General features: G+C 70.4%; 11 protein-coding genes. All 11 read right to left on the bottom strand.

From position 1 onward, the window contains the following. Position 1: 1 nt before the first annotated feature. Positions 2-739, bottom strand: coding sequence for a hypothetical protein (locus ABT245_RS15990; RefSeq protein ID WP_351733838.1), 738 nt, complete (start codon positions 737-739; stop codon positions 2-4). Positions 740-931: 192 nt separating this feature from the next. After that, the gene (locus ABT245_RS15985) at positions 932-1,759 is read right to left on the bottom strand and encodes an NUDIX domain-containing protein (RefSeq protein ID WP_351733836.1); all 828 of its coding nucleotides are present in this window, start codon (positions 1,757-1,759) and stop codon (positions 932-934) included. Positions 1,760-1,883: 124 nt separating this feature from the next. Next, on the bottom strand, positions 1,884-3,824 hold the full coding sequence (locus ABT245_RS15980) for an ATP-binding cassette domain-containing protein (protein ID WP_351733834.1): 1,941 nt from the start codon (positions 3,822-3,824) through the stop codon (positions 1,884-1,886). A 214-nt stretch (positions 3,825-4,038) separates the two neighbouring features. Next, positions 4,039-5,172 carry a hypothetical protein gene (locus ABT245_RS15975; protein WP_351733832.1) on the bottom strand — a complete coding sequence of 378 codons (1,134 nt, stop codon included), beginning with the start codon at positions 5,170-5,172 and terminating at the stop codon, positions 4,039-4,041. Positions 5,173-5,176: 4 nt separating this feature from the next. After that, the gene (fxlM, locus tag ABT245_RS15970; protein ID WP_351733828.1) at positions 5,177-7,222 is read right to left on the bottom strand and encodes a methyltransferase, FxLD system; all 2,046 of its coding nucleotides are present in this window, start codon (positions 7,220-7,222) and stop codon (positions 5,177-5,179) included. Positions 7,223-7,257: 35 nt separating this feature from the next. Next, entirely contained in the window at positions 7,258-8,322 is a 1,065-nt protein-coding gene (locus ABT245_RS15965; protein ID WP_107112936.1) for a lanthionine synthetase C family protein, read from the bottom strand. A 2-nt stretch (positions 8,323-8,324) separates the two neighbouring features. Beyond that, positions 8,325-10,364: a lantibiotic dehydratase family protein gene (locus ABT245_RS15960; RefSeq protein WP_237281006.1), complete on the bottom strand. Its 2,040-nt coding sequence runs from the start codon at positions 10,362-10,364 to the stop codon at positions 8,325-8,327. A gap of 87 nt (positions 10,365-10,451) precedes the next feature. Beyond that, positions 10,452-10,637 carry an FxLD family lanthipeptide gene (locus ABT245_RS15955; protein WP_058082644.1) on the bottom strand — a complete coding sequence of 62 codons (186 nt, stop codon included), beginning with the start codon at positions 10,635-10,637 and terminating at the stop codon, positions 10,452-10,454. Between the two features lie 129 nt (positions 10,638-10,766). Further along, positions 10,767-11,234, bottom strand: coding sequence for a DUF6082 family protein (locus tag ABT245_RS15950; RefSeq protein ID WP_351733825.1), 468 nt, complete (start codon positions 11,232-11,234; stop codon positions 10,767-10,769). 73 nt (positions 11,235-11,307) lie between these two features. Further along, positions 11,308-11,883: a DUF6624 domain-containing protein gene (locus tag ABT245_RS15945; RefSeq protein WP_351733823.1), complete on the bottom strand. Its 576-nt coding sequence runs from the start codon at positions 11,881-11,883 to the stop codon at positions 11,308-11,310. Next, complete coding sequence (locus ABT245_RS15940) at positions 11,880-12,485, bottom strand: hypothetical protein (RefSeq protein WP_058082647.1); 606 nt, start codon at positions 12,483-12,485, stop codon at positions 11,880-11,882. Before ABT245_RS15940 ends, ABT245_RS15945 begins: the two co-directional genes overlap by 4 nt. Positions 12,486-12,505 lie beyond the last annotated feature (20 nt).

The raw sequence follows: 12,505 nt of genomic DNA, 5'->3' as shown, positions 1-12,505 counted from the left end.
CTTACTCCACCTGTCCGGCGCCGGTGCCCCCGGCGTACTTCGTGAACCGGCCGCGCCACGGGATCGACGTCGACACCAGATCGACCAGCCGCAGCTCGCCCAGCTGCTCCAGCAGGTCGGGAAGCCTGCCCTCGATGACGATGCTCTCGGTGAGCGCGTGGCAGTAAGCCATGCGTACGGCCTCGTCCGCCGGCGTGGTGCGCAACTGCGCGGCGAGGATCCGCTGGGCGGTGCCGAATGCCACGACACTCGTCGCCCTCTGCAGCGTCTCCAGGGTGATCGCGGTATCGACGGGCTGGAGGGAGGTGTGGTGAACGCCGAGGTGCCGGATGACAGCGAACGCGCCCGCCCACCAAGCCGACGCGGAGCACACGGCGGCTACTGCAGCGCGGACGACCGGATGGGTGACGCCGTCGAGCAGGGTGACGGCGACTTGATCGGCACTCGCGGACAAGGGGTTCGTCCCGGCGTCGGCCGTTCCGTATTCGGCCGGCATGCGCAGCCAGTGCGCAAGGCCGGCCTGGTCGATCACAGCCTCGGCCGCCGGTTCGACAAGGGTGACGGGGCGCACGATCAGCACGCTCGGCCGCGTCTGCGTGAACAACGCGATGCTGCTGGGCGGTCTGAGGAGTTGCTCGCGAAGCTGCGGTAGGTGCAGGGCCAGACGCTGGACCTGCAGTCCATCGGCGAGCGCCTCCCAGGACGCGTACAGGTTCGGACCAGGTGGGGAGAGAGACACACGGGCTCCTTCGTCGGATAGGGGCGGAAGATCACCGGGGGGTGGTGTGGGCGGCAGCCTCCCCGGGCATGAGGACACCCTTTCTGGATTCGTCGGAACTGGACGCGACACACTGGTCGCGACCATGCCGCAATAGCTCACAGTCGCCTCGCTCGGCGGTCACGATGCCTCCTAGGTGGGTGCGGCTGCCGTTCAGGTGTGCGTGCTGAGGTAGGCGGGACCTTCGCCGCGCCGGGCTCGCTCGATGGCGTCGAGACGGGCGAAGTCGCGCGGTGTCATCAGTTCCTGCCAGGTGGCGAGGTCGTGGACGGCCCACATGTCGTGTTCGGTGGGGTCGAGGCGGATCCGGTCGAGCTGACCCGTGGCCAGCTGGCCTCCGTCGAAGATGAGCCCCACCTTGTTCAGCGGCAGGCGGGGCCCGGCGTGCACGAAGTGCGTCAGAAGCAGCCTCGGCGCATCCTGGCCGAGTTCAAGGCCGGTCTCTTCGACTGCTTCGCGACGAGCGGTCTGCAGTGGGTCCTCTGTTTGGACGTCGAGGTTGCCGCCCGGGAACTGCCAGAGTCGCGAGCCGTAAACCGAACGCAGTTGGACAGGCCGGTCACGTTCGTCGCGGATGTACAGACAGCCGTACACCGTGTGGTGGGGGACGGTCGCCGCGTACTGCGCGGGTGTCATCGGCATCGGGCGGCCCGGCCGTGCAGGGCGGTGGTCGAATTCGAGGGCGAGGACGCCGAGCGCTTCCTTGGCCGGCGGGTAGATGCTGCGGAGGTTGGCGAGCAGCTCGCCGGGCGGCCTATCCGGGGCGATGCGCGCGGGGTCCTCCGAGCTGAGCAGATCTTCGAAGGAGTCGTACGGGGCGATCCGCTTCACGATGACGTCGAGTTCCCGCCCGGTGCCCCGGTCGTGGAAGACGACCGCGTCACCGACTGCAACGGCGCGCTTCTGCAGGGTGGCCACCCTCACTTCGATCGTCTTGCGGCCTGCCTCCACTTGGCGGTAGTACCGCGGGAGTAGGTGCATGTGGTGTTCCTGCGGTTCACCGACTGCCGCTGGTCTCGGGACGGCTGGGATCGTCTGTTGGGTGTCGTCAGACACGCGTGCCTCCGTTGGATGCGGTATGTCCGTTGCGGCCGGCGAGCGGTGATCAGGTAGCGCCGCCGCTCATCCGGCGCTGCAACTCCCACAGGGACCGAAAGAGCCCCGGCTCCTGGGTGAGGTGGTGATAGGTGCCTTCCTGGACGATCCGTCCTTCGTCCAGGACCACGATCCGGTCGGCCACGGCCACGTTGGTGAGCCGGTGCGTGATCAGCAGAATGGCGCGGTCCTTGGCCAGTTCGCGCAGGCCGGAGAAGATGCGGTGCTCAGCGCGGGCGTCGAGGGCGGCTGTGGGTTCATCCATCACCAGCAGCGCAGCCTTCCGGTGGAAGGCACGGGTGAGGACTAGGCGCTGCCACTGCCCGCCGGAGAGCTGCTGCCCGCCGAACCACTCGCTGGTCAGGAGGGTGTTCAGGCCGGAGCGGAGGCTCGGTAGCATCTCCGCAGCACCGGACGCCTCGCATGCGGCGAGCAGGGCCGCGTCGCTGGTGTCGCCCTGCCCGAGGGTGATGTTGTCGCGCATCGTCAGCGGCAGGTACGTGAACTTCTGAGGGACCAGCGCGACGTGCTCCCACGAACTCCACGGGTCGAGGTCCGCCGTGGAGGCGTGGTCCCAGGCCACTTCGCCTTCCGTGGGCAGGAGTAGTCCGCACAGCAGACGGGAGAGGGTCGTCTTGCCGGAGCCGTTCTCCCCGACCAGGGCCACGATCTCGCCGCGGTTCACGTGGAGGGATACGCCGCTGACGCTGTCCTTCGGGGCGTCGTCGTAGCGGTAGGTGACGTCGCGTACCTCGAAACGCTCCGGGACCGCAGGCAGGACGGCGGTGCCGCGGGAGTCGGTCATGGCCTGGCCGTGGGCGTTGTCGAGGAAGTTCTGCCAGTCCTGCACGTACCAGCCGGTGCGCACCAGGCGGGCCCCGCCGTTGATGATGCCGCGTACCGAGCCGGTGGCCGTCTGCAGGGCGAAGACGGCGCCACCGCCAGCCGCCAAGCTCATACGGCCCGAGGCCAGCAGCCACAGCAGCGCCGCCCACACCGCGGTCGAGGCCATCCCGCCGGTGAGGGCCCCAGCCAGACCCATCCACGCGCCCGTGTTCGCGGCCTTGCGTTCGGCCGCGTTGACCGAGGCGGCCAGCCGCCGGTACCGACCGATCAGAAAGGGGCCGGCCAGACAGGCACGCATCTCCTCGCTGGACTCGACGTAGGCCATGTGCCAGCGCAGCTTTGCCAGCATCCGGCGCCGCCCGGAGGTCTCCAGCCCGGTGAGGTAGATCACGCGGGCGGAACGGACGTAGGCGGCGGCCTGCGGCAGACACGCGAGAATGAGGAGGGGAAGGAGCAGCGGGTGCAGGACGGTCAGCACTGTCGCGCCGGCCACGAGCGTCGCGGTCGCCGCGATGACGTCCTGTGCTTCTTCCACGAGGTCGGGGGTGACCTGGGCGCCGCGGTCGGCGATGTCGTAGGCGTCGTTGTAGCCGGGCTTGTTGTTCGCGGCCAGTTCCGCGCCGAGCGCGGCCTCGATCATCGTCAGCTCCGCAGCCCGGCCGAGCACCGGGCGCAGTCGGCCGGTCAGCCAGACGACGGTGATACCCAGCAGGGCGCGCAGACCAGTGGCGACGGCGATGACGGCCAGCTGCGGGGCGGCGTCCCACAGCCGCTTGGTGATGTCACCAGAGGAAATCAACGCGGTGATCGTGCCCGTGACGGCCAGAAGGCCAAGGGCTGCGAGGACGCCCGTTCCGATCTGGCACACCAGCAGTCCGACGGTTGCGCCGCGGTCCACCCGCCAGGCCATCTGCACCGAGCGCCGTACGAGCGAGGGAAGGCGCCGTGCCATGGTGCGGGACGTCAGCAGGGAACCGGCCTGGAGCCGGGACTGGTCGCGGTAGAGGTACTCCTCCTCTCGAACATCGGCCTCTTGCAGTGAGTCATCCTGAGAAGCGCCCTTCGGTGGTTTTGCCGGCTGATCCTGCGTAATGGCCGAGGTCATCGTTCCCCCTGGGACGGTCGCTGCGGCAGAGTCGTGAGAATCAACGACCCCGGTAGCGATTTCGAACACACGTCATTCGGTCGTGCTGGGGAGGCCGCTATTTCCGGTGCGAGGAGGCCCTGCGGGGCCGGGATCCCTGGTGTGGTGGGGAGCGGCTCCGCGCCCGAAGTGGCCGAAACGCTGACACCGCCGTGCTGTGAGGTGATGCGGCAGGTCATCCCGGCCGGTTTTCCGATTGGCTGAGGTCGCGCTCGGCCTCCAGCAGCCTTTCCAGCTCTGTCTCGGCATGGGCGACCGCGCCGGTCAGAGCCTCGTGGTGGTGGGCCGGCAGGGAGCGTGCTCCCAGTCCTGCCGCTGTGATCACCGTGCCAAGGACGTCTGTCGGGCCGGTGCCCAAGGCGGATGCGGCGGCGGGATGATGCAGTACGTCGCGGGCGGCGTAGGCGTCGAGTCGGGCGATGTCGACGAGGGCGTCGAGCATGGGGGTGGTGTGCCGCCCGGCGGGCTCCAGTTCGAGGGCTGAGAGGGCCGTCCGGGTCTGGAAGGCGGCGGTTGAGGGGTCGGGGTGGGCAAGGAGCCGGGCGGCTTCGTGCAGGGTGTGGTCGAGGGCGGCTTCGGCGACAGGTGTGTCTGCGGGGCGGCAGTGGGCGTGCAGGAGGAGGGCGATGGTCCTCTCCCAGGGCTCCGTGGGCTGGGTGGTGTCGATCAATTCGCGGGCCTGCTGGTCCAGGCCCTGTTCCATCAGGGCCATGATCTTGATCTGGCGGCCGTCGAGGAGTCGGTTACCGATGCCGCGGTGCTGGGCCATGGCCTCTGCCGCGGCGGTCCACCGGCCGACGCGGGCGAGAGCGCGGGCGCCGTCCACGAGCAGCGTGACCCACAGTTCCTGGCACACCGTGCGGTACTCCTCGTCCGTGCCGGTCAGGGCCGACAGGTCGACGGCGCGTCCGTCGATCTCGGTCTTCTCCCGCTGCCGCGCGGCGTGGTTGAGGCGGACCAGTAGGTCGTAGGCGGCCTCACCCTGGCCGTCACGGGTCAGCAGCCGGGAGAGGTTGACCAGCGGCATTAGCGACATGACCCCGATCGGTCCGCTCAGGCGTCCGGCGTCGGCGAAGACCTGGTGCTGGCGCCAGCACAGGTCGGCGGCCAGGTCGGGCAGACCGACGTCGGAGGCGATGAGCGCGGCGTAGTTGAGGACCCCGCAGGCGCGGGCCACCAGGTCGTGGTGGCTCGCACCTGCGGGCGCGACGGTCAGCCCGGTGAGGTGGTTGATGCGCTCCTCCAAGGGGAGCGCGGGCGCCTTGGTGCGGCGGACCAGGGGGATGCGGCTGGCTATCGCGGGGATCATCGACTCAGCCCTTGCGCGCCCAGTCGACGACGAGTCGGCTGTACGGCTTGTCAACGACGAAGCGCGGATCGTCCGCCGTGAGCCGGTCGCGGGAGTCGGCGACGGCCATCCGGAAGCCCGGCTCGGGGGCGTCGTTGCCACCGCTTGCGTCCCAGGCGCGGATCTCGCTCACGACACGCTCGGCGAGGTCGGCGCCGCCCTCGCCGTGGCCGATCACGCCGATCTCCCAGTACCGGCCCTCCTCGTCCTCACCCTCACGGACAGTCAGGTAGGCGAGCGACCCGGCGTCCAGCGCGGCCATGGAGCCCCAGCCGAAGTGCGGGGTGAACCCGGGGCGCTGGCCCGGCAGCCGGGACAGGCCGTTGGGCAGCACGCAAGCCAGGTACAGGTACAACCACTCCCATGCCGAGCCCTGCCGGAACTTGACCCCGGTGTAGATCTTGGTCTGTTGCTGATCGAGGACGGAGCGGAGCGCGTCGCGGTCGACGTCCTGTTCGCTGAACGTCTCCAGGCGGACGTTACCCTCGCCGGACATCGGCACGAGGGTGTAGACGTCGTCGTAGACGCCCTTGCGCAGGGGGATGAAGGTGGCCATCTCGCAGGAGACCGTCTTCCACGTGTCGCCGTCGCGTTCGAAGGCGAAGGAGCGGGAGATGCTGCCGCGGATGCGCATCGGCAGGACCAGGCGCCCGCCGGGGGCGAGCTGGTCGAGGATCTTCACGGGCACGTCGCCGGCACCGACGGTGAAGATGATCCGGTCGTAGGGGGCGTGCTCGGGCAGCCCGGCCGCGCCGTCGGCCATCACCGCGGTGGCGTTGTCGACACCGGCCTCGGCGAGGTGCTTGCTCGCACCGGCGACGAGGTCCTCGTCGACGTCGAGCGTCCACACCTGCCCGCCGGGTGAGACGATCTTGCCGAGAAGGGCGGCGTTGTAGCCGGTGGCGGCTCCGGCTTCCAGGACCTTGTGGCCGGGCTGGGCGCCGAGCTGTTCGAGCTGGGTGGCGACGATGGACGGCGCGGAGATGCAGGAGATCATCTCCCCGTGCTCGTCGTGCTTGATCGGGACCGCGTCCTCCTTGTACGCGGCGTCCAGGTCGACGCCGGGCAGGAAGGCGTGCCGGTCGGTGGCGCGGAAGGCGTCGATGGCCGCTTTGCTGCGCAGGTGGCCGCTGTCGACGAGCCGCTGTGCGAGGGCTTCGCGCAGCTCGTTGGGTTCGGTTGCGGGTGTCACAGTGGTCTCCATTCGAGGGAGGCTAGGGTCCGCGGATACGGACTTGCGGGTAGACACGTCGGCTCCTTCATCGGCGGAGAAGGCGACGTGACGGCCAAGCCACGCGGTGGCGGCCTGCACGTCGGCAGGCACGCCCGCACGGTTGAACGCGAAGATCGCGTGATGGGCGATGACGCCCCGGATTCCGCGTATCAGTCGGCCGTCGGCAGCCAGCCGACGCAGGCGGCGGCCGGCGTCCTCGAACGCGGTGACGCGCTCGACCCAGCCCGCTTCCGCGTCTGGACGCATGGCCGCGTCCGCGTTCATCAGCCGCCGCATCGCGGAGACGGCTTTCTCCAGCGCGGGCCCCTGGGGCGGGGTAACGGGGGGCCGGAGTGCAGCCCACCGGGCCCATACGTCTCCGGCTTCGAACGGGTCCAGTCCTGCCTCACGGATCATGGCGGATAGCAGCATCACGCTGCGCTCCCGGGCGCCGGGAGTGCCGGTCTCGGCGAGCGCGGCCGGGCTGTCGGCGCAGAACACGTCGTGCGCGACTTCCATGCCTTCGGGGCCGCCGAAGGCGTGCGTCTCCGGCTCGTAGATCCCGCCCGTCCAGCTGGTGATGACGCGGTCGGTAACGAGTTGGTCCAGCAGGTCGGTGACGGGCTGTTCGGTGCGCAGGCGCACGCCGGCGTCCTTGCGCAGGAAGTGGAAGCGGCGCCCGGCCAGCGCGGTCGCCAGGGCCTGGGCGGCGTCCGTGTGCTGGTCGGGGAAGGCCACGGAAGCTTGGCACCAGGACGTGTCCGCAGGGATCGGCAGGTTTTCGTCGTCGAAGGTCATGAGGAGGGAACTCCTTGCGAGGCGGCGGGGCGAGGTCAGGCGAGCAGGAGGATGCGGGTCCAGCCGGTGGTGTCCGTGGCGTTCAGGGCGAGTTGGGCGCCGGCGCGACCCTCCATGAAGCCGGGCTTGGGGAGGCGCTCCCAGCCAGCGGCCAGACGTCGGTGCAGGTCCTGGATGATGGGGGTGAAACGTGCGGGAGCAGAGCTGTCGGCGGCGACCGCTCGGGTGAGGGTCAGCAGGCCGGCCCAGCCGTGACAGAGGGTCGAGTCGGTGACGCGGGCGAGCTGCAGGGGGTCGGTCAGGATGGCCTCAACGGTGTCCTCGGCAGCTTGGCGCCGTGCGGGGTCGCCGAGGGCGAGCGCGGCGAGCTGTTGGGCGCGGGCGATGCCGGGCTGGCCATAGCACCAGGACTGGCGGGCCGGCTCCGCCTCGGGCGGATGGCCGGCGTCCAGGTGCGCTGCGGTAGACCAGTAGTGGGTGCCGTGTCGGTCGAGCCAGGTGGCGAATGTACCGACGGCCGCCTCCTGCCCGGGGACGCTGACTCCGGCGCGGAGGGCGAGGGAGAGCACGGCCAGGGGCCCCGCGATGCCGTGAGCCATGCCGTTGTTGCCGTGTCCGCCGATCATCTGTTTCCCGTCGGGGCCAACCGGCGACCACCACCCGGGCAGAATGCGGCCTTCACCTCGGGCGGGGTGTGCGAGCGCGACGAGGCAGGCGAGCACGTCGGGCAGCCGGGACGCGATCGGACGGCGGGACAGCAGCAGTGCGGCGAGCCCGGTCATGCCGCGGATGAGGTCCCATTCGGCGAGGTGGGGCAGCGCGCCGGCCGCCTGACGGCGATGGGCGGCGGCGAGCCGGGCGTCCACGATGCGGTCCACGGCCGCGCGGACGTCGTCCCTGGCCCCGTGGGCGCGGGCCAGGACGAATTCCAGGGCGGGTGCGCCGTGGAAGAGGCTGGCGTTGCTGCCGGTGCTCACCCCCCTGACGGTGGCCTGGGCGAGGTGGCGGCGGGCAGAGGACAGGTCACCGCGCTCGATGTCGAGCAGGGCCATCCCCAGGGCGCCCTCGGACAGGTCCTGCGTACGGGGCACGGTCGTCATGGTCATGAGCGCCTGGCCAGCGGGACAACAATGCTGTGGGCCCGGCCGCCGATCCACCCGTCGGCGTCCGGCGGGGACGCCTCGTGCAGCGTGGCGATCCCGAAATGGCTGGCGTCCAGGTGCGCGCGCAGGAGGTCCAGGTCGACGTCGCGTGTGAGGTCGAGGGGTAGCTGCTGGTCGTCCTCGGCAAGCAGGACGCGTTCTGGCACCCGGAACCGGGCACGCCAGGCGTGCAGTTGGTCCGCCCACTGCTGAAGCGGGGCCGTGCGGGCCGGCAGCGTACGGCTGCGGATCTTCCATCGGGCGGTGGTAAGGATGGTGCGCCGGTAGGTGAGTGCCGGGGTGAAGGGCAGCGTCCAGGCGGCGCCCCAGTCGAACCAGGTCACCTGCGGGGATGCGGCCCGGCTGATCTCGCCGAGAAAGCGGGCCATCGGCGGGGTGCAGCTGTTCCACAAGAAGTTGATGGCGGTGGGGGCCAGCAGTTCCAGTTGCTTGCCCGTCGCGGACTCCACCAGCTGGGGGCGGCCGTCGGCAACGGCGACCGAGAGGTCGCGGGGGAAGAGGATGCTCGGGCCGGGGTGGCGGAATTCACCGACGCTGACGACGCGGGGCAGGGCCTGCGGCGCGCGGGTGAGCAGGTCGGCCGGCACCCGCCCGGCGTGGAAGGAGAGCTGCGCGAGTTCCGCCGCCGGATCGACGGTGGGCAGGTGCGCGTACGTCGCCTCCATGTCCGGCAGGAGGTGCCAGAACCGTCCGGTCATCGATCCGGCCGAGCGGGAGACGGTCAGAACGCGTAGCCGGAAGTTGCCTCGGTCTAGGTCCTTCACGGAGGAGGCGTGGATCTGTGCGGCCACTTCGAGGTGGGGCGCCAGGTCTTGGGGCTTGTCGCCGGCCGCTGCTTCCAGTTCCTCGATCATCGCCCCGGTCAGCGCGACGGTGCGGTTGCCTTCGGCGGCGGCGGTGCCCGCGAGCTCCAGCAGCAGGCGGTCGCGCCGGGACATCGGCCGGGGTGGTTCGCTCGCCGTGACGAACCCTGCCGGGAAGCCCACGCCCCGGTCGGGGTCTGTTGCCTCCTCCACCGGCACGTCGGTGTTCTCGCCGTAGCGCTCTGTGAACTGCTCGATCCATCGACGCCAGGTCGGTGTCCCGTTCGGATGAGTGACCAGGCGGGCCAGGATGGTCGCCGCGGTCTCCGCTTCGGTCAGCACCTGTTCGGGCAGCCGCACGTCGGCGTCCAGCCGTAGGTCGTACGCTGCCTGCAGGCTGGCTGCCTGAGTGCGCGCCGCGGGCGGTAAGACGTCGGTGGGGTCGGCGATAGTGGCGGGTGCGCGCAGCGATGAGCGCAGCAGCCGCACCCGCAGCAGTTCGCGCAGGAGCCGGTCGCGTGCCGTGTCGCTCACGGTGGGGAACTCCGCGGCCAGCTTGTCGGCCAGCTGGCGGTACCCGATCGGCGATCGGGCCAGGCCGAGTACGAGACGCAGCGCGGGGCTGAGGGCGAGGCGGAACTCGGCATCGCCCTCGGACGGCACGTGGATGTGCTGGTCGCGCTGCCGGATCAGCGTGTTGACGCATACCTCTGCGCTGGCCATGCGCGCTGCGTCGCTTTCCCAGGCACTGAGCATCTCGTCGAGCCCGACCGGCTCGGGGCGGGCAACGGCCTGATGCTCCTCGCCGAAGTGGACGGATGATCCCTGGCCGAAGCCGAGCGGGGCGACACCGGCGAACAGGCCGTAAGGGGTGGAACGGCGGGCGTAGCGGATTGCGTAGCGGGCAGTGGCCAGAGCTGCCCGGCGCATCCGGCGCACCTTCGGCGTGCGGCCGTCGATGATGGCCAGCACCTGTTCTGCCAGGTGAGGGCTCGCTTGCGACACGGTCCGGCGAAAGTCGGGGTCGGACCACACCGTGTTCAGCCACGCGCGCCACTCTTCCACTGGCGCCGTGGACGCCGGCCAGGGCGGCATGACGGGCTCGGTCGTGTGCACCGCGGCGCGCAGCATGGCCTGTCCCGCGCCCTCGTACAGGCTGGGCCGGTGCCGTGTCATCAGCGCTCTCCTCATCTTCTGTGTGGCGGTCGGGGCGGGCCGGACGGGGAGAGCCCCGTCCGGCCCGCGTTGCCGGGGTGGTCCGGCTTACGAGGTGGTGCAGGCGCTGGGGCAGGAGCTGCCGCAGGTGTCGCCCGTGCTGCACATCAGGACGGTCTCGGTCGCCGGCGTGCCCTCGATGAAGGTGATGTCGAGCCCGAACGGGTCGTCGTCGGTCTTTACGGGGTCGGCCTGCGCGGGGGTGGTCGGCCTCTCGGCCTGGATGGCGGTCATGCATGCCTCCTAGGGGTGATGGGTGGTGCGGGTACCGGGGCCCGGTCGGGCTCCGGAGCTTGCTCCCAGACGGCGACGGTCAGCGAAGCCGCCTGAGCCGTGACGCCTGGGGGTCGGTATGTGGTGCCGTCAGGCTGCTGCGGGCTGCGCCTGCGGGTGGTTCTTCGCGGCCTGGTCCAGGACCCTGGTGAAGTGCTCGGCCCGCTCGTCGCCCTCGGCCTCCTGAGCGCGGAGGTCGCCGAAGCGGCGCCAGTAGCGCCGGCAGACGTCGCTGCTCATGACCATCGATGCGAAGAACGGCAGGTGCCCGTCACGGATGAAGCCGAGGCGGTCGCGCAGGCTGAGCATGCAGATGAGTTGGTTGGCCTTCAGCAGCTGCATGTACTCCTCGACGTCCATGTCCTCGGGCGCCCAGAGCTTGGCGAGGTCGGCGTTGGTGGACATCTGCGCCAGCCAGTCGAGCTGGTTGCGGGCGACGAGCGCCTCGTTCCGCTCGGTCTGGTGCCGCGCGTTCTGCCTGAGCCGGGCGGCTCCGACCACGGCGGTGGTGAGGGAGAGGACAGCGCCGGCAACGAGGACGGCGGTGGTGGGCCTCATATGTCTACGTTCCTTTCGTGGAGCGGGGTTGCGGACAAGCGTCCGGCTGATGGAGAGCCTGGGTTCCGCTTCCTCATGCGGCCTTCGCGAGTACGCAGGTCTGGGCGTCTTCAGCTCTGTGATCCGAGCCGTAGCGGCGATGCACCGATTTCAAGGCGACGGCGACGGGCGGCAGCCCGACGCTGGCCCTTCGCGCGTCCAGCGTTTCCGGCGCGCGCAGCGGGCAGAGTTCGATACCTCCCGCGCGGAGGAGGAGTTGCGTTCCGTACTCCTGCTCGTGCCCGTTGTTGATCAGGGCGCGGTCGTGCAGGTGCGCCCAGTGCTGGATGAGCGCATCGTCGGCCTGCACCGCCCGCTTCAGCAGGGTGGTGGCGGCGCGCTGGAAGTCGGGTTCGTCGTCGCTGTGAAGAGCGATGCTCCACGCGGCACGGGCCGCGTCGGGGCCGACAAGGCGGTGGCCGGGCCAGTCGTGCTCGGCCAGGATGCGGCGCAACACTTTGGTGTTGGCGTGATCAGCGTGCCGGCCTCGACCGAGTTGGACCGCATCGAGCTGGTTACGCACTCGTTTGAGCCGGTGCGCGGCCGACTCCGCTGCCCGGGCGATCAGCTCGCGGGCGAGATCGGGCCGCTGTGGATCGGCGGTCGTCACGCACTGCCCCGATCGTCCGGGGCTGCCTGCGGCTCGTGGACGCAGCAGCCGATCAGCGCGCTCAGCCCGGACCGACGCTCGGCGGCGAGTTCAAGGCGGGCGACTCGATCACCCTCTCGTCCCGGGCCGGAACCCCGCACATCCCAGCCCATGTCGGTCAGCCGACGCAGAAGGGCGGCGACGGGTTCCGCTTCGAGGGCGTGACGGGCCAGCGCCTCCGTCCGTACGAACGGAAGGTCGAGCCGGGCGGCGAAGTCGGAGGCCCACAGGGTGATCAACCGCGTGATGTCGTCGGGCTGGTCAGGCAGGGTGTGGAAGCAGCCCAGGAAGAGGCACGCCCCCTCGCCCCATCCGAGGTCGGGGTCACGCTGCGGGATCATGCAGGCCAGCAGCTTCCCGTCCTCGAACAGCCCAGCCGGCCTCGTCTGCGGGTCGCGGAAGAGAGCCGGGACGTCGGCACGGGCGGGCACCGGCAGACCGCGCAAGGTGAGCCAACGCTGACGGTCCTGGACAAGAGCAGCAGCTTCCTCGCGCTCGGCGTCCGTGCGTAACGAGCGCACCTCGTATACGGCGACCAGGTGCGCCGGAGCGAACGCGGTCACAGCCGGTCGCTCCTCACGGG

Source organism: Streptomyces sp. NPDC001508 (assembly GCF_040298665.1).
Classification (GTDB): domain Bacteria; phylum Actinomycetota; class Actinomycetes; order Streptomycetales; family Streptomycetaceae; genus Streptomyces.
The sequence above is the reverse complement of the archived record's forward strand: the minus strand, read 5'-3'. Positions and strand labels throughout refer to the sequence as shown.

Coding starts and splice junctions, on each gene's coding strand:
- ABT245_RS15985 (WP_351733836.1), bottom strand. CDS start 1,759: ATGCACCTACTCCCGCGGTACTACCGCCAAGTGGAGGCAGGCCGCAAG.
- ABT245_RS15950 (WP_351733825.1), bottom strand. CDS start 11,234: ATGAGGCCCACCACCGCCGTCCTCGTTGCCGGCGCTGTCCTCTCCCTC.
- ABT245_RS15960 (WP_237281006.1), bottom strand. CDS start 10,364: ATGACACGGCACCGGCCCAGCCTGTACGAGGGCGCGGGACAGGCCATG.
- ABT245_RS15965 (WP_107112936.1), bottom strand. CDS start 8,322: ATGACGACCGTGCCCCGTACGCAGGACCTGTCCGAGGGCGCCCTGGGG.
- ABT245_RS15975 (WP_351733832.1), bottom strand. CDS start 5,172: ATGATCCCCGCGATAGCCAGCCGCATCCCCCTGGTCCGCCGCACCAAG.
- fxlM (WP_351733828.1), bottom strand. CDS start 7,222: ATGACCTTCGACGACGAAAACCTGCCGATCCCTGCGGACACGTCCTGG.
- ABT245_RS15980 (WP_351733834.1), bottom strand. CDS start 3,824: ATGACCTCGGCCATTACGCAGGATCAGCCGGCAAAACCACCGAAGGGC.
- ABT245_RS15955 (WP_058082644.1), bottom strand. CDS start 10,637: ATGACCGCCATCCAGGCCGAGAGGCCGACCACCCCCGCGCAGGCCGAC.